The organism is Mannheimia bovis (assembly GCF_014541205.1).
In the GTDB taxonomy this organism is placed as follows: Bacteria; Pseudomonadota; Gammaproteobacteria; order Enterobacterales; family Pasteurellaceae; genus Mannheimia; species Mannheimia bovis.
In genome coordinates, this window is sequence record NZ_CP061280.1 from 536,040 (window position 1) to 556,061 (window position 20,022).

Here is a 20,022-nt window from a genome sequence, read left to right on the forward strand (position 1 = left end):
AAACGGAGGAATAAAATAAAATGGCTATCGTTAAATGTAAGCCGACCTCCGCTGGTCGTCGTCACGTAGTTAAAATTGTTAATGCAGAATTACATAAGGGTAAACCTTATGCACCATTATTAGATACTAAATCTAGAACTGGTGGTCGTAACAATTTAGGTCGTATCACAACTCGTCACATCGGTGGCGGTCACAAACAACACTACCGTTTAATTGATTTCAAACGTAATAAATTAGACATCCCGGCTGTTGTTGAGCGTTTAGAGTACGATCCAAACCGTTCTGCAAACATCGCATTAGTACTTTATAAAGATGGTGAACGCCGTTATATCTTAGCACCAAAAGGTTTATCTGCTGGTGATACGATTCAAGCGGGTGCTTCAGCGCCTATTAAAGTAGGTAATGCATTACCAATGCGTAATATCCCTGTTGGTTCTACAGTTCACAATGTTGAATTAAAACCAGGTAAAGGTGGTCAAATTGCTCGTTCAGCAGGTGCTTACGTGCAAATCATCGCTCGTGAAGGTAATTATGTTACTTTACGTCTTCGTTCAGGCGAAATGCGTAAAGTTTTAGCTGAGTGTACTGCAACCATCGGTGAAGTAGGTAACTCAGAGCATATGCTTCGTGTTCTTGGTAAAGCAGGTGCAAACCGTTGGAGAGGTATTCGTCCAACCGTTCGTGGTACTGCGATGAACCCGGTAGACCACCCACACGGTGGTGGTGAAGGTCGTAACTTCGGTAAACACCCTGTTACACCTTGGGGCGTTCAAACCAAAGGTAAGAAAACTCGTCACAACAAACGTACTGATAAATTCATCGTACGTCGTCGTGGCAAATAATTTTATTCATTAACTAAAAGGTAAACACCAATGCCACGTTCCCTCAAGAAAGGTCCTTTCCTTGACCTACACTTGTTGAAGAAGGTAGAGAAGGCGGTGGAAAGCGGGGATAAAAAACCAATTAAAACTTGGTCCCGTCGTTCAATGATCATTCCATCAATGATTGGATTGACCATCGCAGTCCATAATGGTCGTCAGCACGTTCCTGTTTATGTTTCCGATGAAATGATCGGCCATAAATTAGGTGAATTTGCCCCGACTCGTACATACCGCGGTCACGCCGCAGATAAGAAAGCTAAGAAATAAGAGGTAAAAGGTAAAAGATGGAAACTATTGCTAAACATCGTTACGCTCGTACTTCTGCCCAAAAAGCTCGCTTAGTTGCTGATTTAATCCGTGGTAAAAAAGTTGCGCAAGCATTAGAAATCTTAACTTTCACTAACAAAAAAGCAGCTGCTTTAGTTAAGAAAGTATTAGAGTCTGCTATTGCAAACGCAGAGCACAATGACGGTGCAGATGTCGATGATCTTAAAGTTGCTAAAATCTTCGTTGATGAAGGTCCTAGCATGAAACGTGTAATGCCACGTGCAAAAGGTCGTGCAGATCGCATTTTAAAACGTACAAGCCACATCACTGTGGTTGTGTCAGATCGTTAATTAAGTGGAGAATAACAAATGGGTCAGAAAGTACATCCTAATGGTATTCGCCTAGGTATTGTTAAACCTTGGAACTCTACTTGGTTCGCGAATACACAAGATTTCGCTGATAATTTAGATGGCGATTTCAAAGTACGTCAATTTTTAAACAAAGAGTTAGCGAACGCTTCAGTATCTCGTATCACTATTGAACGTCCTGCAAAAAGCATTCGTGTAACTATTCACACAGCTCGTCCTGGTATCGTTATCGGTAAAAAAGGCGAAGATGTTGAAAAATTACGCAACGCAGTTGCGAAAATTGCTGGTGTTCCGGCTCAAATCAACATCGCTGAAGTGAAAAAACCAGAGCTAGATGCAAAATTAGTTGCAGATAGCATTGCTTCTCAACTTGAACGTCGTGTTATGTTCCGCCGCGCAATGAAAAAAGCGGTTCAAAACGCAATGAAATTAGGTGCTAAAGGCATCAAAGTTGAAGTTAGCGGTCGTTTAGGTGGTGCAGAAATTGCTCGCTCAGAGTGGTATCGTGAAGGTCGTGTACCTCTACATACACTTCGTGCAGACATCGATTATAACACTGCTGAAGCACACACTACATACGGCGTAATCGGCGTAAAAGTGTGGATCTTCAAAGGTGAAATTCTTGGTGGAATGGCTGCAGTGATTGAATCTGAAAAAGAACCAGCGGCACAGCCTAAAAAGCCAGCTCGCAAAGGTCGTAAATAAGGAGATCGCTGAATGTTACAACCAAAACGCACAAAATTCCGTAAAGTACACAAAGGCCGTAACCGTGGTATCGCGGGTGGTACAGAAGTGAGCTTCGGTTCATTCGGTTTAAAAGCGATTGGCCGTGGTCGTTTAACAGCACGTCAAATTGAAGCAGCTCGTCGTGCGATGAGCCGTGCGGTAAAACGTCAAGGTAAAATCTGGATCCGTGTGTTCCCAGACAAACCAATCACAGAAAAACCATTAGAAGTCCGTATGGGTAAAGGTAAAGGTAACGTTGAGTACTGGGTAGCCTTAATCCAACCGGGTAAAGTTCTCTATGAAATGGATGGTGTTTCTGAAGAAGTTGCACGTAATGCATTTGCATTAGCAGCAGCTAAACTTCCGTTCAAAACCACATTTGTAACTAAAACGGTGATGTAATGAAAGCTCAAGAACTACGTAACAAAAGTGTTGAAGAGCTGAATGGCGAATTAGTAAACCTTTTAGGTGAGCAATTCAAACTGCGTATGCAGGCAGCCACCGGTCAGCTTCAACAAACCCACCAGTTAAAACAAGTGCGTCGTAGTATTGCACAAGTGAAAACTGTATTAACCGAAAAGGCGGGTGAATAATGACTGATAAAATTCGTACAGTACAAGGTAAAGTGGTTAGCGACAAAATGGACAAATCATTTGTAGTTGCTATCGAACGTACAGTTAAACATCCTTTATATGGTAAGTTTATCCGTCGTACTACTAAACTTCACGTACACGATGAAAACAACGAAGCTAAATTAGGTGATGTAGTTGAAATTAAGGAATGTCGTCCTGTTTCAAAAACTAAATCTTGGACTTTAGTTCGTGTAGTTGAGAAAGCAGTTGTTGCTTAATTAACTATTTTAGAAATAAAAAGCCTCAGCAATTTGTTGAGGCTTTTTATTTAAAGAATGAGTACGATAGCTTGGTCATTATTTACTAATGAGGCTTATAACAGCTGATTGGTAAATTTTTTAATTTTTTTGACCGCTTGTTTTACCCGCTTTCTCACTTAAGAAGGGATTTTCGATTCATCAAGGTTTTTGGGCGTTAGTATTTTTATCGTTGGAATAGTTCATCTGAATGAGATGAAAGATAACTTAAACAATCCTCAAAAACCACTTGATCTCTAGCCCTATTTTGTAGTATATTTTGCATCCTGTTTATATTCTGTAAACAGGTTCGTCCCGAAAGGGTGTTTTTTTATTTTAACGGAGCACTAATATGATCCAAGAACAGACTATGCTGGATGTTGCTGATAACTCAGGGGCTCGTAGCGTAATGTGTATCAAGGTTCTAGGTGGATCGCACCGTCGTTACGCTGCTATCGGCGATATCATCAAAGTTACTGTGAAAGAAGCAATTCCACGCGGTAAAGTTAAAAAAGGTGATGTGTTAAAAGCAGTTGTTGTGCGCACCAAGAAGGGTGTTCGTCGCCCAGATGGCGCAGTTATTCGTTTCGATGGCAACGCTTGTGTAATTTTAAACAATAACACAGAGCAACCAATCGGTACTCGTATTTTTGGACCGGTGACTCGTGAACTTCGTTCTGAGAAGTTTATGAAAATCATCTCTTTAGCTCCAGAAGTACTGTAAGGAGAGAATGTAATGGCTGCTAAAATCCGTCAAAACGATGAAGTAATTGTTCTTGCTGGTAAAGACAAGGGCAAACGTGGTAAGGTAACTTCTGTGTTACCAAATGGTAAAGTGGTTGTTGAAGGGATCAATATCATCACTAAACACGAAAAACCGGTTCCTGCATTAGGTAAAGCTGGTGGTTTAGTGAAAAAAGAAGCTGCGATTGATGCATCAAACGTTGCAATCTTTAACCCAACAACAAATAAAGCTGACCGTGTAGGTTTTAGAATTGAAGACGGCAAAAAAGTACGTTTCTTCAAATCTAATAATGAAATTATTTAATTAACTGGAGTAATGTGATGGCGAAACTGCATGATTACTACAGAGATACAGTAGTTAATGAATTAAAAGAGAAATTCAACTACTCATCTGTCATGCAAGTCCCACGAATCGAAAAGATTACCCTTAATATGGGTGTGGGTGAAGCATTGACCGACAAAAAACTGTTAGACAACGCAGTAGCGGATTTAACAGCAATCAGCGGTCAAAAACCTTTAATTACTAAAGCACGCAAATCTGTTGCAGGCTTTAAAATCCGTCAAGGGTATCCAATCGGTTGCAAAGTAACCCTACGTGGTGAACGTATGTGGGAATTCTTTGAAAGATTGATTACTATCGCTGTTCCACGTATTCGTGACTTCCGCGGTTTAAACGCGAAATCATTCGATGGTCGTGGTAATTACAGTATGGGTGTTCGTGAACAAATCATTTTCCCTGAAATCGACTACGATAAAGTAGATCGTGTACGTGGTTTAGATATCACTATTACCACTACAGCGAAAAGTGATGAAGAAGGCCAAGCTTTATTAGCAGCTTTCAATTTCCCATTCCGTAAATAAGGTAGGTTATCGTGGCAAAACAATCAATGATCGCACGTGATGTAAAACGTGCTAAATTAGCTGATAAATTCTACGCAAAACGTGAAGAATTAAAGAAGATTATTTCTGATGTAAATTCTTCTGACGAAGATCGTTGGGATGCAGTGTTAAAATTACAAACACTTCCTCGTGATTCTAGTCCAATTCGTCAGCGTAATCGTTGCCGTCAAACTGGTCGTCCACACGGTGTACTTCGTAAGTTTGGCTTAAGCCGTATTAAAGTCCGTGAAGCTGCAATGCGTGGCGAAATCCCGGGTCTTAAGAAAGCTAGCTGGTAATAACCTCTTTTAATTTGGAATCATGGGAGTAAATACATGAGCATGCAAGATCCAATCGCAGATATGCTGACCCGTATTCGTAACGGTCAAGCTGCGAACAAAGTTGCAATCAGTATGCCTTCATCTAAGTTAAAAGTTGCTATTGCAAATGTTTTAGCTGAAGAAGGTTATATCGAAAGCGTTAAAGTTGTTGAGGGTGCAAAACCTGAACTGGAAATTACTTTAAAATATTTCCAAAACAAACCGGTTGTAGAAAGTATTCAACGTGTAAGCCGTCCAGGTCTTCGTATTTATAAACGTAAAGACGAATTACCAAAAGTTATGGGTGGTTTAGGTATTGCGGTTGTTTCTACATCTAAAGGTGTAATGACTGACCGTGCAGCTCGCCAAGCTGGTCTCGGCGGTGAAATTATCTGTTACGTAGCATAATAAAGGGGTAGGAAGAATGTCTCGTGTTGCAAAAGCACCTGTTAATATTCCTGCCGGTGTTGAGGTAAAACTTAACGGTCAGCTATTAACAGTTAAAGGTAAAAATGGCGAGTTATCTCGCGAAATTCACAATGCAGTTGAAGTAAAAAATGAAGATAACGCATTAACTTTTGCACCTCGTGAAGGTGTTGCTAATGCAGATGCACAAGCGGGTACTGCTCGTGCACTTGTTAATGCTATGGTTATCGGTGTTACTGAAGGCTTTACTAAGAAATTGCAATTAGTGGGTGTTGGTTATAGAGCTCAAATGAAAGGCAATGCTGTTGCTTTAAGTTTAGGTTTCTCACACCCTGTAGAACATGAGTTGCCAGCTGGCGTAACTGGTGAATGTCCATCACAAACAGAAATTATTCTGAAAAGTGCTGACAAACAGTTAATTGGTCAGGTAGCAGCAGATATTCGTGCATACCGCAAACCTGAGCCTTATAAAGGTAAAGGTGTACGTTACTCTGATGAGGTTGTACGTACTAAAGAAGCGAAGAAAAAGTAAAGTAAGGTAACACTATGGATAAGAAAATAGCTCGTATCCGTCGTGCAACCCGTGCACGTCATTTGATGAGAGAGCAAGGTGCAACACGTTTAGTTGTGCATCGCACACCTCGCCATATCTATGCGCAGGTAATTGCACCTAATGGCTCAGAAGTACTAGCAGCAGCTTCAACTGTTGAAAAAGTAATTAAAGAGCAAGTTAAATATACCGGTAATAAAGAAGCCGCAGCAGTAGTGGGTAAAATCGTAGCTGAGCGTGCAATTGCCAAAGGTATTCAAGCGGTTGCTTTTGATCGTTCTGGTTTCAAATACCACGGTCGTGTGCAATCATTAGCAGATGCTGCTCGTGAAGCTGGTCTACAGTTCTAATAGAGGAATTTGAGATGTCAAACATCGAAAAACAAGCTGGTGAACTGCAGGAAAAGCTAATCGCGGTTAACCGTGTTTCAAAAACCGTAAAAGGTGGTCGTATCATGAGTTTCACTGCTTTAACAGTAGTGGGCGATGGTAATGGTCGTGTTGGTTTTGGTTACGGTAAAGCACGTGAAGTTCCAGCAGCAATCCAAAAAGCGATGGAGAAAGCTCGTCGCAATATGATTAATGTAGCTTTAAATGAAGGTACATTACAACATCCTGTTAAAGGTTCTCATACTGGTTCACGCGTATTTATGCAACCGGCAAGCGAAGGTACTGGTATCATCGCAGGTGGTGCAATGCGTGCAGTATTAGAAGTTGCAGGTGTTCGTAACGTTCTTTCTAAAGCGTACGGTTCAACCAACCCAATTAATGTTGTACGTGCAACAATTGATGCACTTGAAAACATGAAATCACCTGAAATGGTTGCTGCAAAACGTGGCAAAACAGTTGAAGAAATTTTGGGGTAATTGGATATGGCAAAAATTAAAGTAACTCAAACTCGTAGCTCTATTGCTCGTTTACCGAAACATAAAGCAACGTTAAAGGGCTTAGGTCTTCGTCATATTCGTCATACTGTAGAACTTGAAGATACACCAGCAGTGCGTGGTATGATCAATCAAGTATCTTATATGGTTAAAGTAGAGGAGTAATAGAATGCGTTTAAATTCTCTTTCTCCAGCTGAAGGTGCTAAGCACAGTGGAAAACGTTTAGGTCGCGGTATTGGTTCTGGTTTAGGTAAAACTGGTGGTCGTGGTCATAAAGGTCAAAAATCTCGTTCAGGCGGACGCGTTCGTCGTGGTTTCGAGGGTGGTCAAATGCCTTTATACCGTCGTTTACCAAAATTTGGTTTTACATCACTAAAATCATTCCATGTAGCTGAAATTCGTTTAAACGACTTAGCTAAAGTAGATGGTAACGAAGTAACTTTAGAAGCGTTAAAAGCAGCTAATATTATTACTAAAGATATTTTATCAGCTAAAGTAATTTTAGCAGGTGAAATTGATAAAGCAGTTGTAGTTAAAGGCTTACGTGTAACTAAAGGTGCTAAAGCTGCTATCGAAGCTGCTGGCGGTTCTATCGAGGAATAATAGATGGCAAAGCAACCAGGGTACCAAGGTAGTACACAAAAAGGGACTGGCGAGCTTAAATCAAGATTGTTATTTGTTTTAGGTGCGTTAATCGTTTTCCGTATCGGTTCTTTTATACCTGTTCCTGGCATTGATGCTTCTGTATTATCTGAATTAATTCGACAACAGCAAGGCACCATCATTGATATGTTCAATATGTTCTCTGGTGGTGCTTTAAGCCGAGCATCTATATTTGCTTTGGGTATTATGCCCTATATTTCTGCTTCAATTATTATTCAATTATTGACAGCTATTCACCCACCTCTAGCTGAATTAAAGAAAGAAGGTGAATCTGGGCGCAGAAAAATTAGTAAATATACCCGCTATGGTACATTACTATTAGCATTTATTCAGTCTATTGGTATTTCATTAGCCCTGCCGAATATGGTGCAAGGATTAGTTCCTAATCCAAGTATCTTATTCTACGTAACATCTGTAATCAGCTTAGTGACAGGAACAATGTTCTTAATGTGGCTAGGTGAACAAATCACTGAGCGTGGTATCGGAAACGGTATTTCATTGATTATTTTTGCAGGTATTGTTGCGGATCTCCCAGGAACTATTGGACAAACAATTGAACAAGCTCGCCAAGGTGAGTTATCTTTCATTGTTTTATTACTGGTAGCTATAATTGCATTTGCAGTAACTTATTTTGTTGTTTTTGTTGAACGTGGACAAAGAAGAATAGTTGTGAATTATGCAAGCCGTCAGCAAGGTAGAATGATGGCACCTGCAAGATCTTCTCACTTACCACTTAAAGTTAATATGGCAGGTGTGATACCGGCAATTTTTGCCTCCAGTATTATTTTATTCCCTGCAAGTATTACGCAGTGGTTTGGACAGAGCGAAGGTTTTGAGTGGTTATTTAATCTTTCACAGCTATTACAGCCAGGACAACCATTGTATGTTGTATTATTTACAATGGCAGTAATTTTCTTTGCGTTCTTCTATACAGGAATGCAATATAATCCTCGTGATACAGCGGATAATCTTAAGAAATCAGGTGCGTTTGTACCAGGTTATCGACCAGGCGAACAAACATCTCGTTATATTGATAAAGTAATGACACGTTTAACCTTAATCGGTGCGTTATATATTGCTTTTGTTTGTTTGGTTCCTTACATCATTACATCATTGTGGAAAGTTCCATTCCAATTAGGTGGGACTTCTTTACTGATTGTAGTGGTTGTTATTATGGATTTCATCGCACAGGTTCAGAGTCATTTAATGTCTCAACAATATGATTCTGTGTTGAAGAAAGCTAACTTAAAAGGCTTAGGTCAATAAGCCCTTAACAAAGGATAAGCAATGAAAGTTCGTGCTTCAGTTAAAAGAATGTGCCGTAATTGTAAAGTTATCAAGCGTGAAGGTGTGGTTCGTGTAATTTGTAGCGATCCTAAACACAAACAACGTCAAGGTTAATTTTACGCATATTTCTTGCAAAGAACCCGCTGAGCAGTTATACTGCTCAGCTCATTCGTCCTGATATACTGTTTGAGTATCCTGAAACGGGCTTTTCAAGATCAGTATATCAATAAACTTAAATAATAGGAGTGCATAGTGGCCCGTATTGCAGGCATTAACATTCCTGATCAAAAACACACTGTAATCGCATTAACTGCAATTTACGGTATCGGTAAAACTCGTGCTAAAGCCATCTGTGCTGCAACGGGTATTGCTGAAGATGTAAAGATCAGAGAATTGTCTGAAGAGCAGATTGAAAAACTGCGTGAAGAAGTTGGTAAATTTACTGTCGAAGGTGATTTACGTCGTGAAGTAACTTTAAGCATCAAACGTCTTTTAGACTTAGGTTGCTACCGTGGTTTACGTCATCGTCGTAGTTTACCGGTACGTGGTCAACGTACTAAGACTAATGCGCGTACCCGTAAAGGTCCACGCAAACCGATCAAAAAATAGTCGGAGTAGATAAATAATGGCTAAAACACCAGTTCGCGCACGTAAGCGCGTTAAAAAACAGATTGCAGATGGCGTCGCTCATATCCACGCATCTTTCAATAACACAATCGTTACTATTACTGACCGTCAAGGTAATGCTCTTGCTTGGGCAACTGCTGGTGGTTCAGGTTTCCGTGGTTCTCGTAAATCAACTCCATTCGCTGCTCAAGTTGCTGCAGAGCGTTGTGCGGAAATGGTTAAAGAGTTTGGTTTAAAGAATTTGGAAGTTATGGTTAAAGGTCCGGGTCCAGGTCGTGAATCAACAATCCGTGCATTAAATGCTGCGGGTTTCCGTATCACGAACATTACTGATGTGACTCCGATTCCTCATAACGGTTGTCGTCCACCGAAAAAACGTCGCGTATAATTGACGTTAGAATCATTGGAGAAAGAAAATGGCAAGATATTTGGGTCCTAAGCTCAAGCTAAGCCGTCGTGAAAGTACTGATTTATTCTTAAAATCGGGCGTTCGTGCGATTGAATCAAAATGTAGAAATAGACTTGATGTGGCTCCTGGTCAACACGGTGCTCGCAAGCCACGTTTATCTGACTACGGTAGTCAGTTACGTGAAAAACAAAAAGTTCGCCGTATCTATGGTATCTTAGAGCGTCAATTCCGTAACTATTATACTGAAGCAAACCGCTTAAAAGGTAATACCGGTGAAAACTTATTAGTATTATTAGAAGGTCGTTTAGATAACGTAGTTTATCGTATGGGTTTTGCTGCAACTCGTGCAGAAGCACGTCAGCTTGTTAGCCACAAATCAATCGTAGTAAACGGTCGTGTAGTAAACATTCCTTCATTCCAGGTTTCTGTTGATGATGTTGTTGCTGTTCGTGAAAAATCGAAAAAACAAGCACGTATTAAGGCATCATTAGAGTTAGCAACTCAACGTGAGAAACCAACTTGGTTAGAAGTTGATGCAACTAAAATGGAAGGCGTATTTAAACGTCGTCCAGAGCGTTCAGATCTATCAGCAGATATTAATGAACATCTGATTGTTGAGCTTTACTCTAAATAATAGTTAGCTTAACCGCAAAGAGAGGAAAAAATGCAGGGTTCTGTGACAGAATTTTTAAAGCCGCACTTAGTGAATATTGAACAAATTAGTTCAACTCGAGCTAAAGTGACATTAGAGCCGTTAGAACGTGGTTTTGGCCATACATTAGGCAATGCACTTCGCCGCATTTTACTTTCATCTATGCCGGGTTGTGCAGTTACTGAAGTTGAAATTGATGGTGTATTACACGAATACAGCAGCAAAGAAGGCGTTCAGGAAGATATTCTTGAGGTATTATTAAACCTCAAAGGTCTAGCGGTAAAAGTGCAAAATAAAGATGATATTATTTTGACACTCAATAAATCTGGAATTGGCCCTGTAACTGCAGCCGACATCACACACGATGGTGATGTGGAAATCGTAAATCCTGATCACGTTATCTGTAATTTAACAGATAAGAATGCATCAATTAGTATGCGTATTCGTGTGCAACGTGGTCGTGGTTATGTGCCTGCATCAGCACGTCTTCATACTCAAAACGATGACCGTCCAATTGGTCGTTTATTGGTAGATGCACGTTTTAGTCCGGTAGATCGCATTGCTTACAATGTTGAAGCTGCTCGTGTTGAACAACGTACAGACTTAGATAAACTCGTCATTGAGATGGAAACTAATGGTACATTAGATCCAGAAGAAGCTATCCGTCGTGCTGCAACGATTTTAGCAGAACAACTTGCTGCATTCGTTGATTTGCGTGATGTTCGTCAGCCTGAAGTGAAAGAAGAAAAACCGGAATTCGATCCGATTCTTCTTCGTCCGGTAGATGACTTAGAGCTGACAGTTCGTTCTGCTAACTGTTTGAAAGCAGAGACAATTCACTATATCGGTGATTTAGTACAACGTACAGAAGTAGAATTACTAAAAACCCCTAATTTGGGTAAAAAGTCTCTTACAGAGATTAAAGATGTTCTTGCTTCACGTGGCTTATCACTCGGTATGCGCCTTGAAAACTGGCCGCCTGCAAGCATTGCAGAAGACTAGTTAGGTATAGATTTTCTAAGAAGGAATAGGTTATGCGCCATCGTAAGAGTGGACGTCAATTAAACCGTAACAGCAGCCATCGCCAAGCGATGTTCCGCAATATGGCAAGTTCTCTAGTTGAACACGAAATCATCAAGACAACTTTACCAAAAGCAAAAGAGTTACGTCGTGTAGTTGAGCCGTTAATTACTTTAGCTAAAGCAGACAGCGTTGCAAATCGCCGTTTAGCTTTTGCCCGTACACGCAACGTTGATACAGTTGCTAAATTATTCAATGAATTAGGTCCACGTTTTGCAAATCGTGCTGGTGGTTACACCCGCATCTTAAAATGTGGTTTCCGTGCAGGCGATAATGCACCAATGGCATACATTGAGTTAGTAGATCGTCCGGAAGTTGCAGCAGAAGCAGCAGCGGAATAATCTAATTAAGTTTGAACTTAAAACCCCGATGTTATATCGGGGTTTTATTTTATCTAAACTTGTTTTTTTGCAAAAAATCTGTATAATTTGACCGCTTGTTTTCTGTTTTGAAGCAAGTTCGTTACCCTCACCTCGAACGAGGGTTTATTTTTTACTATCAACATTTAGAGGAAAGGTTATGGTAACCATTCGTTTAACTCGTGGCGGAGCTAAAAAACGCCCATTTTACCAAATCGTGGTAGCGGACAGCCGTTCACCTCGTGATGGTCGCTTTATCGAGCGTATCGGTTTCTTCAACCCATTAGCAGCAGGTCAAGCTGAACGTTTACGTTTAGATGTGGCTAAAGTAGATGCTTGGGTTGCTAAAGGTGCTGATTTATCAGACCGTGTTGCTTCTTTAGTTAAAGAAGCTCGCAAAGCAGCTTAATTGTTAAGCCAAAATTAAATAAGTAGGTGAGTATGAGCGAGCAAAAAATTGAAGTTGTCGGGAAATTAGGTTCAACCTATGGGATCCGTGGCTGGTTACGCCTCTATTCATCAACAGAACAATCTGAAAGTATTTTCGACTATCAGCCGTGGTTCTTAAAAATCAAAGGGCAATGGCAGCCAGTCGAGCTCGAAGCTTGGCGTTATCACAGCAATGATTTGATTGTGAAATTAAAGGGTACAGAAGACCGTGAAGCTGCACAGTTATTAACTAATGCCGAAATTGGTGTGGATTTATCTGTGTTTCCTGAATTGGAAGAGGGGGATTACTATTGGCACGATTTAATCGGTTGTACAGTAGTAAACTTGGAAGGCTACACAATGGGAACTGTTACTGAAATGATGGAAACAGGCTCAAACGATGTGTTAGTGGTGCGTGCAAACAGCAAAGATGCTTTTGGTAAACAAGAACGATTAATTCCGTTCTTATACGAACAAGTAGTTAAAAGAGTAGATCTCGCCACCAAAACCATTACGGTGGAGTGGGATGCTGGTTTCTAACCTCAGGTATGCGGTTAGCTTTTAAAAGCATTTGAGGCATTAATGATGTGGATTGGTATCATTTCACTATTCCCTGAAATGTTTAAAGCAATCACCGATTTTGGGGTAACAGGACGTGCAGTTAAACAAAATCTGCTGCAAATAGAATGTTGGAATCCTCGCGATTTCACATTAGATAAACATAAAACCGTGGATGATCGCCCTTACGGTGGTGGTCCGGGAATGTTAATGATGGTTCAGCCTTTACGTGATGCAATTCACGCAGCTAAAGAGGCAGCCAGAGCAGCAGACGGTGTAGAGGCTAAAGTAATTTACCTTTCACCGCAAGGTCGTAAACTTGATCAAGCCGGCGTGCAAACGTTAGCTTCAAATCAGAAACTGATTTTAATCTGTGGACGATATGAAGGGGTTGATGAGAGATTGATTCAAACTGAAGTTGATGAGGAATGGTCAATCGGAGATTACGTACTGACAGGGGGAGAACTGCCTGCAATGACATTAATTGATGCTGTTGCAAGGTTTGTTCCCGGTGTATTAGGCAAACAGGCTTCGGCGTTAGAAGATTCTTTCGCAGAAGGTTTATTAGATTGCCCACATTACACCCGCCCTGAAGTGTTAGACGGTATGCCTGTCCCAGAAGTGCTGATGTCGGGACACCACGAGCAAATTCGCAAATGGCGGTTACAACAATCGCTTGAACGAACGTGGTTAAGACGCCCTGAGCTATTGGATAGCCTAGCTCTGACTGACGAACAGAGAGTGTTGTTGAATCAAATTAAAAAACAACACAAAATCAGTTAATTCTAGGATTATAGAAGGTTTTTAAAATGAGTAACATCATCAAACAACTTGAACAAGAACAGTTAAAACAAAATTTACCTAGCTTCCGTCCAGGTGATACATTAGAAGTTAAGGTATGGGTAGTAGAAGGTAGTAAAAAACGTTTGCAAGCGTTCGAAGGCGTGGTTATTGCAATTCGTAACCGTGGCTTGCACTCTGCATTCACACTACGTAAAGTTTCAAACGGCGTAGGCGTTGAGCGTACATTCCAAACTCACTCACCGGTAATTGATAGCATTGCTGTTAAACGTAAAGGTGCGGTACGTAAAGCTAAACTTTACTACTTACGTGAGCGTTCTGGTAAATCTGCACGTATCAAAGAGCGTCTTGGCGACTAATTTGCTACAACGCAGTGTGAAATGCACAAAAGCCTTGAGGAAACTCAAGGCTTTTGTTTTTGATGATGACAAGCGGTCATTTTTCCACATTCTTTTGCAAATAACGTTTCTCAAATTTTGCTTGATGACGTTCAACCACTTCTGTCATTGAGATGCCGTATTTATCGGCAAGTACAAATAGATTATCCATTACATCGCCTAGCTCTTCGATCAAATTTTCCCGTTTCTGTTGGTGGGAGGCTTCGCTTTCATCAGGTCGCTCACGCCCGATTTCAATGGCTCTTACTGCACAGGCAACCTCGCCGATTTCTTCTGTCAGATAAGTCATTCGCATAAAAGGGTTGCGTTCATACCACCCTTGTTGTTGATAGAATTGTCGAACCCATTGCTGATATTGTTCAATTTGCATTTTTATTCCTTATTCAAATGAATAAGCGGTTCAATTTACAAATTTTTTTGCAAATTTAACCGCTTGTAAGATTTTAGCTGTTACTCTGCTTCAGATAAAATAATCCAACCGCTGTCTAACCAATCGCAGATGGTGTCTAGAATGAGCTCCAGTTCAGCTTGATCTTGCACTTTGGAGGCGAGCTTATTCCACGAAATTGAATCGCCATTTGCGATACGAATAAGTAATGCGATCTCTGCTTCATTTAGCTCATCAATCCATTCACCATTCACATAAACACGTTGAGGGCTTTCAGTATAAAGAATTTTTACATTTGTATCTTGTTGTAACCAACCACCTGCTTCTAACACTTCTTGCACTTCATCCGGATAATATTCATTATCTGTTTGTAACAATTCATAGCGGCGTGAGCTTACGGCTGTTGCAACACTATGAGTAAGCAGATCGTCAAATTGATCGGAATTTTGTAGTAGATCGATTAAATAATGTTTAAAGGTTTTAACTGTTTTCGGATCAAGTAATGCACTAGGTTGCTCATTCGGATTTAAACGGAATGGGATATAAAATTCCGATGAATTAATCGTATCTGCTTGCTGCTCAATAGTTTTACAGAGGTTTTCTAATAAATCCGTTGCATTCGGATAACGTAAACCAAACGAGAAGGTTAAGCCTTGATCGCTTTCTGATACGCCGTAATGAGCCATTCTGGACGGCACATAAAGCACATCACCAGGGTTCATTACTTCGTCCAATACTAATTCACCCATATCATCAAAAATACGGATAGGCTGATTTGGTTTAAATTCTGTGCTTGGATCGCACCATTTGCCAAGCTGCCAACGGCGTTGTCCATAGCCTTGAACGAGGAAAACATCGTATTCATCATAATGTTTTCCTACAGTGCCACCTAATGGCGAGCAGGACACCATAATATCATCACGTTGCCATTGTGGGATAAAGCTGAAGGCTTGCCATAATTCTCCCAGTTCTGGCGACCACTGTTCAAGATTTTGCACCATCACAGACCATTGCTCCGGCAGATTCTGTAGATCTTCTTCTACAATCGGGCTTGCTTTTACAGACCATTTATCCCCTTTGCATTGAATAAGGCGTGCAGTAACTTCCTCTTCTAAGGCTAATTCCATAATATCTTCCGGCTCAAATAAATCTACAATTTGAGGTAAGCCATTACGAATTAAAAGAGGGCGTTTTTGCCAATATTCACGCAAAAATGTATCAGGGCTAATGTTTTCAGGTAAGCAGAATGGAATGTTCATAAATGCTCCTTGCGATTGTGTTGCTTTAGTTTGTTTAATATTCTACCTGAGAAATCGCAGAAAACGTGAAATTTTTTATGATTTAGCGAAATCATTCACATTTTGGGTAAGAAAATAATGAAAAAGGCGAACATTGTTCGCCTTTGAGGGTTATTTAAGACCGAGTTTTTTCTCTAAATAGTGGATATTTGTGCCACCTTTGCGGAATTCGGTATCAGAAAGAATTTGTGTGTGCAGTGGAATATTGGTTTTAATTCCATCAACAATAGTTTCAGATAACGCATTTTCCATACGGCGAATAGCAATATCACGATCTTCTGCAAAAGTGATTAGCTTACCAATCATTGAATCATAATGCGGTGGTACGCTATAGCCTGAATAAATGTGAGAATCCCAACGTACGCCCAAACCACCCGGTGCGTGTAAGCGTGTAATTTTGCCCGGAGACGGTAAGAAAGTCTGAGGATCTTCCGCATTGATACGACACTCAATAGCGTGTCCTTTCACTTTAATATCTTCTTGTTTAATAGAAAGTGGTAAACCGGCTGCAACACGCAGTTGCTCTTTCACTAAGTCCACGCCTGTGATCATCTCTGTAACAGGGTGTTCTACCTGTAAACGTGTGTTCATTTCAATGAAATAGAACTCGCCGTTTTCATATAAGAACTCGAATGTACCTGCACCACGATAGCCGATTTCACGACAAGCATTTGCACAACGTTCACCAATGAATTTACGCAACTCTTCAGTAATACCCGGTGCAGGTGCTTCTTCTACCACTTTTTGGTGGCGGCGTTGCATTGAGCAATCACGTTCCGCTAAATAAACAGCATTGCCGTGAGTGTCTGCTAATACTTGGATTTCAATATGGCGTGGATTTTCTAAATATTTCTCCATATAAACCATATCGTTATTGAATGCTGCTTTTGCTTCCGCTTTGGTCATAGCGATAGATTCTTCTAAATCTTTCTCGTGATGAACAACACGCATACCACGACCGCCGCCACCGCCGGAGGCTTTGATGATAACAGGGTAGCCAATGCGACTGGCAATTTCTCTGTTTTTCTTCGGATCAGTACCAATTGGACCATCAGAACCCGGTACGCAAGGCACGCCTGCTTTTTTCATCGCATTAATTGCAGATACTTTATCGCCCATTAAACGGATTACGTCAGCTGTTGGACCGATAAACACAAAACCTGATTTTTCAACTTGTTCTGCAAAGTTAGCATTTTCTGATAAGAAACCGTAACCCGGGTGAATTGCATCTGCATTTGTTACTTCTGCTGCGGCAATAATCATTGGGATATTTAAATAACTTTTAACAGAAGGTGCAGGACCAATACAGATAGTCTCATCTGCTAATAGCACGTGCTTTAATTCACGGTCTGCTGTTGAGTGAACGGCAACCGTTTTAATGCCTAGTTCTTTACAGGCTCGTAAAATGCGTAAGGCAATTTCGCCACGGTTTGCAATAACAACTTTTTCTAACATTGGGAGATTCCCTTGAAGTGAATTGGTTGGAAAGATGCCCCTATTAGAAAATAAGGGCAAACATAGATTATTCGATGATGAACAATTTTTGGTCGAACTCAACCGGCTCGCCATCATTAACTAAAATTTCTTTAACTACACCTGCTTTATCTGATTCAATGCGATTCATCATTTTCATTGCTTCAACAATACAGAGTGCATCGCCGATTTTCACGGTTTGACCTACTTCCACAAATGCTTTTGCATCTGGGCTTGGGCTACGATAGAACGTACCAACCATCGGAGAACGTACAGCGTGTCCACTTACTTGCTCTGTCGCGGCATTAGAAGGGAATGTGGCTGGTGCGACAGCTTGTGGAGCTACTGTAGGAGCAGGTGCAGCAACAGGTGCGGCAGCATATTGAACTGTAGGGGCAACAACGGCTGCTGGTGCGGCACGGCTAATACGCACTGTACCTTCTTCTTCAGACACTTCTAATTCAGTAATGCCAGATTCTTCAACTAATTCGATAAGTTTTTTGATTTTGCGAATATCCATAATAAGATTCCGTATGTGATTAATTAAAAAATAGAACTCTGCATTTATAAAATGAGAATGCAGAGCTAAAAAAATCTAGGCGTAGAATACCCGAATTTCGCTAATTTTGCGAATAAAATCTTCTAATTTTGGCGAAAATTGGCTATTTTTGCATTCATCGTACCAGTTGGATTGTGAGCTTTTATGACTGTATTTCTTCACTATATCCTTTGATCAAATAATTAATTTGCCAATTAATGAGATTTTGATAAGCACGAATTCGGTTATGTTCATTATGATTTAACGTCACATCTTTTATGAAAAAGTTATTTTCTTCATTCCATTCATATTTGATAAATTCTGCTGTAGTTAAATCAACGACACCTGATTTATCTGCCCAAACATGAGGATGGTAAGCGAAATAGCCTTCTGTAGTTTGAGACAATAAATTTGCCCCTCCGCAGTTTAAGTATTCCGCATTAGAAAGGCTTAAATGGTAAAGGGTAGGCATAATATCTTTATGCGATCCTAATTTTGTTGGAGAATAGTCAATACTGAACTGAGCTTTGATAGTTGTCGGTACGCTCAAAATAAAAGGAACTGAATGCGACATAAATATCTCTTCCGGAAATTTATGTTTCATTCCTCTAATATGGTGATCGCCCGTTGCGGCAATAATGGTGTTGTCTTTTTTGCTACCAGCTTTTACGTCCGTGATAAAGTTACCCAAAGTATGGCAAGCATATTGGAAACTTTCTAGAATGTTACGGCGTTCATTTTCATTTTCACCAAATTTATTTTCCAATACTTGCGGCTTTACTTTATTCGGTACATAGGTATTCGGTGCTTTATATGGCGGATGGTTGGTAATTGTCAAAATATTAATAAAGATTGGCTCTTTTGCCTCTTCCAGTAAATCATTGGCTAATTTAAAAGCAAATTCATCAGCCACTCCCCAATAAGAAAGAGTCTGTTTGGCTTCAGGGTATCGATCCATCAAATCATTTTGGTCATATAATTCATCGACACCTTGAAGAGGTAAGTAATTTGCAAGGTTTCGCCACATCATATTACCGGCAGAGATAAAAATCGTTTTATATCCTTGCTTTTTATAGACAAGAAATGGTGTTGTTTTTAGCTTAAAATTTTGAGCAACAGATTGAGTTACTTCTTGTATCGGGCTATGAAAATAAATGGATGCTAAAGAACTCATTGTGCCGTCAGAGGACGATAAAAACCGTTTAAAAATAAATTCTGTGTCAAAATAAGGTCTTAGAGAACCGAGTAAATCATTACTCTCTTTGTTATCAGTGATAAGCCCATTTATTCCAAAGCTTTCCATTATTGCTAATACTACATTCGGTTTATGATTTTCCAGCCATTCGTTTCTAGGGGTTTGGGAATAGAGAGTTTTTTCGCCCAATGCCTCATGGATTAATCGCTCACCCTCCGATTTATTTACAGCATTAAAACTCACGTTACGTTTTCTATCCTGAAATGCCCAACGAATTGCTAAAATGCCATTAGGTACCATTTTATTTAGAATAGTTAATGATGAGATCTGAGCGTGAATCCGCCCTAAGGGTTTAGAATTTATGGTACCTCTCATTGCAAAAAACATAGCCACAAAGATAGTTATAAATAGAGCTATTTCTACCCAGTTATTTGCTTCCCAATATGTTGTTTTCAGCTGATATATCACATAGGCAGGTATTAGGCTTAGCGTAAGGCTCATTATAGTGATAGCGAAAACAGGGTAATCATCAAGAATATTTTTTAATACAGCCTGAGTATCTTCTTCTACTAAACCAAAAATAAAAACATCATAATAATTATTGTAGGTTTTAAAATAATAGATATTACAAATAACGGTAAGTACAACTAAGAAACCGATAATCAATACATACCCGGCATAACCTAGAAGAATAGGTTGAGCTGAAATGAAAAATGAGCAAAGAGCGGAGATTAAAAAAGGTATTGCTAAAAATAATGCAATAATTTTTAAATCAAAACGTAAGCCAAGGTTTCTCATTCTTTTGATAGCTTCATTATTTTGTGGTGCTTTTAGGATATTGTTATCCACAAATTTTCTTATCATTACTTCTCGCGTAATAATAAAAATCATCGCAAAATAAAAAAATAGTCCCAGATGAATAAGGGATAACGAGATAATAGAGAATTTATCCAT

At 40.0% G+C, this 20,022-nt stretch carries 33 protein-coding genes; 28 read left to right on the plus strand and 5 right to left on the minus strand.

The genetic code is table 11. From position 1 onward, the window contains the following. Positions 1-20: 20 nt before the first annotated feature. The 28 genes from rplB (at position 21) to rplS (ending at position 14,137) form a co-directional block, all read left to right on the plus strand. Entirely contained in the window at positions 21-842 is an 822-nt protein-coding gene (gene rplB, locus ICJ55_RS02705) for a 50S ribosomal protein L2 (protein ID WP_188157227.1), read from the plus strand. Positions 843-872: 30 nt separating this feature from the next. Beyond that, a complete protein-coding gene (gene rpsS / locus ICJ55_RS02710; protein ID WP_005539416.1) occupies positions 873-1,148 on the plus strand; it encodes a 30S ribosomal protein S19 in 276 nt (91 codons plus the stop codon). Between the two features lie 17 nt (positions 1,149-1,165). Next, complete coding sequence (rplV, locus tag ICJ55_RS02715; protein WP_005599292.1) at positions 1,166-1,498, plus strand: 50S ribosomal protein L22; 333 nt, start codon at positions 1,166-1,168, stop codon at positions 1,496-1,498. An 18-nt stretch (positions 1,499-1,516) separates the two neighbouring features. Next, positions 1,517-2,221 carry a 30S ribosomal protein S3 gene (gene rpsC, locus ICJ55_RS02720; RefSeq protein ID WP_188157228.1) on the plus strand — a complete coding sequence of 235 codons (705 nt, stop codon included), beginning with the start codon at positions 1,517-1,519 and terminating at the stop codon, positions 2,219-2,221. A gap of 12 nt (positions 2,222-2,233) precedes the next feature. Continuing rightward, the gene (gene rplP, locus ICJ55_RS02725; protein ID WP_006249357.1) at positions 2,234-2,644 is read left to right on the plus strand and encodes a 50S ribosomal protein L16; all 411 of its coding nucleotides are present in this window, start codon (positions 2,234-2,236) and stop codon (positions 2,642-2,644) included. After that, a complete protein-coding gene (gene rpmC, locus ICJ55_RS02730; RefSeq protein ID WP_005711179.1) occupies positions 2,644-2,835 on the plus strand; it encodes a 50S ribosomal protein L29 in 192 nt (63 codons plus the stop codon). Before rplP ends, rpmC begins: the two co-directional genes overlap by 1 nt. Continuing rightward, the gene (gene rpsQ, locus ICJ55_RS02735; RefSeq protein WP_025236916.1) at positions 2,835-3,092 is read left to right on the plus strand and encodes a 30S ribosomal protein S17; all 258 of its coding nucleotides are present in this window, start codon (positions 2,835-2,837) and stop codon (positions 3,090-3,092) included. The genes rpmC and rpsQ overlap by 1 nt, the downstream gene beginning before the upstream one ends. Positions 3,093-3,462: 370 nt before the next feature. Then, positions 3,463-3,834: a 50S ribosomal protein L14 gene (gene rplN / locus ICJ55_RS02740; protein ID WP_005711998.1), complete on the plus strand. Its 372-nt coding sequence runs from the start codon at positions 3,463-3,465 to the stop codon at positions 3,832-3,834. Between the two features lie 12 nt (positions 3,835-3,846). Next, positions 3,847-4,158, plus strand: coding sequence for a 50S ribosomal protein L24 (gene rplX / locus ICJ55_RS02745; RefSeq protein WP_188157229.1), 312 nt, complete (start codon positions 3,847-3,849; stop codon positions 4,156-4,158). Between the two features lie 17 nt (positions 4,159-4,175). Continuing rightward, complete coding sequence (gene rplE / locus ICJ55_RS02750; RefSeq protein WP_027073859.1) at positions 4,176-4,715, plus strand: 50S ribosomal protein L5; 540 nt, start codon at positions 4,176-4,178, stop codon at positions 4,713-4,715. Positions 4,716-4,726: 11 nt separating this feature from the next. Further along, positions 4,727-5,032 carry a 30S ribosomal protein S14 gene (rpsN, locus tag ICJ55_RS02755; protein ID WP_188157230.1) on the plus strand — a complete coding sequence of 102 codons (306 nt, stop codon included), beginning with the start codon at positions 4,727-4,729 and terminating at the stop codon, positions 5,030-5,032. 36 nt (positions 5,033-5,068) lie between these two features. Next, positions 5,069-5,461, plus strand: coding sequence for a 30S ribosomal protein S8 (gene rpsH / locus ICJ55_RS02760; RefSeq protein WP_025216416.1), 393 nt, complete (start codon positions 5,069-5,071; stop codon positions 5,459-5,461). A gap of 16 nt (positions 5,462-5,477) precedes the next feature. Then, positions 5,478-6,011 carry a 50S ribosomal protein L6 gene (rplF, locus tag ICJ55_RS02765; protein ID WP_025236913.1) on the plus strand — a complete coding sequence of 178 codons (534 nt, stop codon included), beginning with the start codon at positions 5,478-5,480 and terminating at the stop codon, positions 6,009-6,011. 14 nt (positions 6,012-6,025) lie between these two features. Beyond that, positions 6,026-6,379, plus strand: coding sequence for a 50S ribosomal protein L18 (rplR, locus tag ICJ55_RS02770; RefSeq protein WP_025236912.1), 354 nt, complete (start codon positions 6,026-6,028; stop codon positions 6,377-6,379). Positions 6,380-6,393: 14 nt separating this feature from the next. Continuing rightward, positions 6,394-6,894: a 30S ribosomal protein S5 gene (gene rpsE / locus ICJ55_RS02775; protein ID WP_005705945.1), complete on the plus strand. Its 501-nt coding sequence runs from the start codon at positions 6,394-6,396 to the stop codon at positions 6,892-6,894. A 6-nt stretch (positions 6,895-6,900) separates the two neighbouring features. After that, positions 6,901-7,077, plus strand: a complete 177-nt coding sequence (gene rpmD, locus ICJ55_RS02780; RefSeq protein ID WP_006250021.1) for a 50S ribosomal protein L30 — start codon at positions 6,901-6,903, stop codon at positions 7,075-7,077. A 4-nt stretch (positions 7,078-7,081) separates the two neighbouring features. Further along, positions 7,082-7,516 carry a 50S ribosomal protein L15 gene (gene rplO / locus ICJ55_RS02785; RefSeq protein WP_188157231.1) on the plus strand — a complete coding sequence of 145 codons (435 nt, stop codon included), beginning with the start codon at positions 7,082-7,084 and terminating at the stop codon, positions 7,514-7,516. A gap of 3 nt (positions 7,517-7,519) precedes the next feature. Further along, positions 7,520-8,842: a preprotein translocase subunit SecY gene (gene secY, locus ICJ55_RS02790; protein WP_188157232.1), complete on the plus strand. Its 1,323-nt coding sequence runs from the start codon at positions 7,520-7,522 to the stop codon at positions 8,840-8,842. 21 nt (positions 8,843-8,863) lie between these two features. Then, positions 8,864-8,977: a 50S ribosomal protein L36 gene (gene rpmJ, locus ICJ55_RS02795; RefSeq protein ID WP_006250018.1), complete on the plus strand. Its 114-nt coding sequence runs from the start codon at positions 8,864-8,866 to the stop codon at positions 8,975-8,977. Positions 8,978-9,115: 138 nt separating this feature from the next. Continuing rightward, entirely contained in the window at positions 9,116-9,472 is a 357-nt protein-coding gene (rpsM, locus tag ICJ55_RS02800; RefSeq protein WP_005599322.1) for a 30S ribosomal protein S13, read from the plus strand. Between the two features lie 16 nt (positions 9,473-9,488). Next, a complete protein-coding gene (gene rpsK / locus ICJ55_RS02805; RefSeq protein ID WP_005705959.1) occupies positions 9,489-9,878 on the plus strand; it encodes a 30S ribosomal protein S11 in 390 nt (129 codons plus the stop codon). Positions 9,879-9,906: 28 nt separating this feature from the next. Next, a complete protein-coding gene (rpsD, locus tag ICJ55_RS02810) occupies positions 9,907-10,533 on the plus strand; it encodes a 30S ribosomal protein S4 (protein WP_188157233.1) in 627 nt (208 codons plus the stop codon). A 30-nt stretch (positions 10,534-10,563) separates the two neighbouring features. Further along, positions 10,564-11,553 carry a DNA-directed RNA polymerase subunit alpha gene (locus ICJ55_RS02815; RefSeq protein WP_025236909.1) on the plus strand — a complete coding sequence of 330 codons (990 nt, stop codon included), beginning with the start codon at positions 10,564-10,566 and terminating at the stop codon, positions 11,551-11,553. 32 nt (positions 11,554-11,585) lie between these two features. Further along, the gene (gene rplQ / locus ICJ55_RS02820) at positions 11,586-11,972 is read left to right on the plus strand and encodes a 50S ribosomal protein L17 (protein WP_027073865.1); all 387 of its coding nucleotides are present in this window, start codon (positions 11,586-11,588) and stop codon (positions 11,970-11,972) included. Positions 11,973-12,150: 178 nt separating this feature from the next. Beyond that, positions 12,151-12,399 carry a 30S ribosomal protein S16 gene (rpsP, locus tag ICJ55_RS02825; protein ID WP_005599334.1) on the plus strand — a complete coding sequence of 83 codons (249 nt, stop codon included), beginning with the start codon at positions 12,151-12,153 and terminating at the stop codon, positions 12,397-12,399. 32 nt (positions 12,400-12,431) lie between these two features. Next, complete coding sequence (gene rimM / locus ICJ55_RS02830; protein ID WP_025236907.1) at positions 12,432-12,959, plus strand: ribosome maturation factor RimM; 528 nt, start codon at positions 12,432-12,434, stop codon at positions 12,957-12,959. Positions 12,960-13,004: 45 nt separating this feature from the next. Next, on the plus strand, positions 13,005-13,760 hold the full coding sequence (gene trmD, locus ICJ55_RS02835) for a tRNA (guanosine(37)-N1)-methyltransferase TrmD (RefSeq protein ID WP_188157671.1): 756 nt from the start codon (positions 13,005-13,007) through the stop codon (positions 13,758-13,760). A 26-nt stretch (positions 13,761-13,786) separates the two neighbouring features. Beyond that, a complete protein-coding gene (gene rplS / locus ICJ55_RS02840; protein WP_025236905.1) occupies positions 13,787-14,137 on the plus strand; it encodes a 50S ribosomal protein L19 in 351 nt (116 codons plus the stop codon). Positions 14,138-14,213: 76 nt separating this feature from the next. Here the strand turns inward: rplS and ICJ55_RS02845 are convergent, their stop codons facing one another. From ICJ55_RS02845 to ICJ55_RS02865, 5 genes are all read right to left on the minus strand, one after another. Then, positions 14,214-14,546, minus strand: a complete 333-nt coding sequence (locus ICJ55_RS02845) for a MazG nucleotide pyrophosphohydrolase domain-containing protein (RefSeq protein ID WP_188157234.1) — start codon at positions 14,544-14,546, stop codon at positions 14,214-14,216. A gap of 80 nt (positions 14,547-14,626) precedes the next feature. Further along, entirely contained in the window at positions 14,627-15,823 is a 1,197-nt protein-coding gene (locus ICJ55_RS02850) for a ribosomal protein uL16 3-hydroxylase (RefSeq protein WP_188157235.1), read from the minus strand. 150 nt (positions 15,824-15,973) lie between these two features. After that, entirely contained in the window at positions 15,974-17,317 is a 1,344-nt protein-coding gene (gene accC, locus ICJ55_RS02855) for an acetyl-CoA carboxylase biotin carboxylase subunit (protein WP_188157236.1), read from the minus strand. Between the two features lie 67 nt (positions 17,318-17,384). Further along, positions 17,385-17,855, minus strand: a complete 471-nt coding sequence (gene accB, locus ICJ55_RS02860) for an acetyl-CoA carboxylase biotin carboxyl carrier protein (RefSeq protein WP_188157237.1) — start codon at positions 17,853-17,855, stop codon at positions 17,385-17,387. Between the two features lie 181 nt (positions 17,856-18,036). Further along, positions 18,037-20,022 carry an LTA synthase family protein gene (locus ICJ55_RS02865; protein ID WP_188157238.1) on the minus strand — a complete coding sequence of 662 codons (1,986 nt, stop codon included), beginning with the start codon at positions 20,020-20,022 and terminating at the stop codon, positions 18,037-18,039.

Excerpts from the sequence above, each read along its gene's own strand:
- rpsK (WP_005705959.1), top strand. The coding sequence starts at position 9,489 with ATGGCTAAAACACCAGTTCGCGCACGTAAGCGCGTTAAAAAACAGATT.
- trmD (WP_188157671.1), top strand. The coding sequence starts at position 13,005 with ATGTGGATTGGTATCATTTCACTATTCCCTGAAATGTTTAAAGCAATC.
- rplS (WP_025236905.1), top strand. The coding sequence starts at position 13,787 with ATGAGTAACATCATCAAACAACTTGAACAAGAACAGTTAAAACAAAAT.
- rpmJ (WP_006250018.1), top strand. The coding sequence starts at position 8,864 with ATGAAAGTTCGTGCTTCAGTTAAAAGAATGTGCCGTAATTGTAAAGTT.
- rplR (WP_025236912.1), top strand. The coding sequence starts at position 6,026 with ATGGATAAGAAAATAGCTCGTATCCGTCGTGCAACCCGTGCACGTCAT.
- rpsE (WP_005705945.1), top strand. The coding sequence starts at position 6,394 with ATGTCAAACATCGAAAAACAAGCTGGTGAACTGCAGGAAAAGCTAATC.
- rplV (WP_005599292.1), top strand. The coding sequence starts at position 1,166 with ATGGAAACTATTGCTAAACATCGTTACGCTCGTACTTCTGCCCAAAAA.
- rplX (WP_188157229.1), top strand. The coding sequence starts at position 3,847 with ATGGCTGCTAAAATCCGTCAAAACGATGAAGTAATTGTTCTTGCTGGT.
- rimM (WP_025236907.1), top strand. The coding sequence starts at position 12,432 with ATGAGCGAGCAAAAAATTGAAGTTGTCGGGAAATTAGGTTCAACCTAT.
- rplN (WP_005711998.1), top strand. The coding sequence starts at position 3,463 with ATGATCCAAGAACAGACTATGCTGGATGTTGCTGATAACTCAGGGGCT.
- rplO (WP_188157231.1), top strand. The coding sequence starts at position 7,082 with ATGCGTTTAAATTCTCTTTCTCCAGCTGAAGGTGCTAAGCACAGTGGA.
- rpsD (WP_188157233.1), top strand. The coding sequence starts at position 9,907 with ATGGCAAGATATTTGGGTCCTAAGCTCAAGCTAAGCCGTCGTGAAAGT.
- ICJ55_RS02850 (WP_188157235.1), bottom strand. The coding sequence starts at position 15,823 with ATGAACATTCCATTCTGCTTACCTGAAAACATTAGCCCTGATACATTT.
- rplB (WP_188157227.1), top strand. The coding sequence starts at position 21 with ATGGCTATCGTTAAATGTAAGCCGACCTCCGCTGGTCGTCGTCACGTA.
- rpmC (WP_005711179.1), top strand. The coding sequence starts at position 2,644 with ATGAAAGCTCAAGAACTACGTAACAAAAGTGTTGAAGAGCTGAATGGC.
- accB (WP_188157237.1), bottom strand. The coding sequence starts at position 17,855 with ATGGATATTCGCAAAATCAAAAAACTTATCGAATTAGTTGAAGAATCT.
- rplE (WP_027073859.1), top strand. The coding sequence starts at position 4,176 with ATGGCGAAACTGCATGATTACTACAGAGATACAGTAGTTAATGAATTA.
- rpsP (WP_005599334.1), top strand. The coding sequence starts at position 12,151 with ATGGTAACCATTCGTTTAACTCGTGGCGGAGCTAAAAAACGCCCATTT.
- ICJ55_RS02845 (WP_188157234.1), bottom strand. The coding sequence starts at position 14,546 with ATGCAAATTGAACAATATCAGCAATGGGTTCGACAATTCTATCAACAA.
- rplF (WP_025236913.1), top strand. The coding sequence starts at position 5,478 with ATGTCTCGTGTTGCAAAAGCACCTGTTAATATTCCTGCCGGTGTTGAG.
- accC (WP_188157236.1), bottom strand. The coding sequence starts at position 17,317 with ATGTTAGAAAAAGTTGTTATTGCAAACCGTGGCGAAATTGCCTTACGC.
- rpsQ (WP_025236916.1), top strand. The coding sequence starts at position 2,835 with ATGACTGATAAAATTCGTACAGTACAAGGTAAAGTGGTTAGCGACAAA.
- rplP (WP_006249357.1), top strand. The coding sequence starts at position 2,234 with ATGTTACAACCAAAACGCACAAAATTCCGTAAAGTACACAAAGGCCGT.
- rplQ (WP_027073865.1), top strand. The coding sequence starts at position 11,586 with ATGCGCCATCGTAAGAGTGGACGTCAATTAAACCGTAACAGCAGCCAT.
- rpmD (WP_006250021.1), top strand. The coding sequence starts at position 6,901 with ATGGCAAAAATTAAAGTAACTCAAACTCGTAGCTCTATTGCTCGTTTA.
- secY (WP_188157232.1), top strand. The coding sequence starts at position 7,520 with ATGGCAAAGCAACCAGGGTACCAAGGTAGTACACAAAAAGGGACTGGC.
- ICJ55_RS02865 (WP_188157238.1), bottom strand. The coding sequence starts at position 20,022 with ATGGATAAATTCTCTATTATCTCGTTATCCCTTATTCATCTGGGACTA.
- rpsC (WP_188157228.1), top strand. The coding sequence starts at position 1,517 with ATGGGTCAGAAAGTACATCCTAATGGTATTCGCCTAGGTATTGTTAAA.
- rpsH (WP_025216416.1), top strand. The coding sequence starts at position 5,069 with ATGAGCATGCAAGATCCAATCGCAGATATGCTGACCCGTATTCGTAAC.
- ICJ55_RS02815 (WP_025236909.1), top strand. The coding sequence starts at position 10,564 with ATGCAGGGTTCTGTGACAGAATTTTTAAAGCCGCACTTAGTGAATATT.
- rpsS (WP_005539416.1), top strand. The coding sequence starts at position 873 with ATGCCACGTTCCCTCAAGAAAGGTCCTTTCCTTGACCTACACTTGTTG.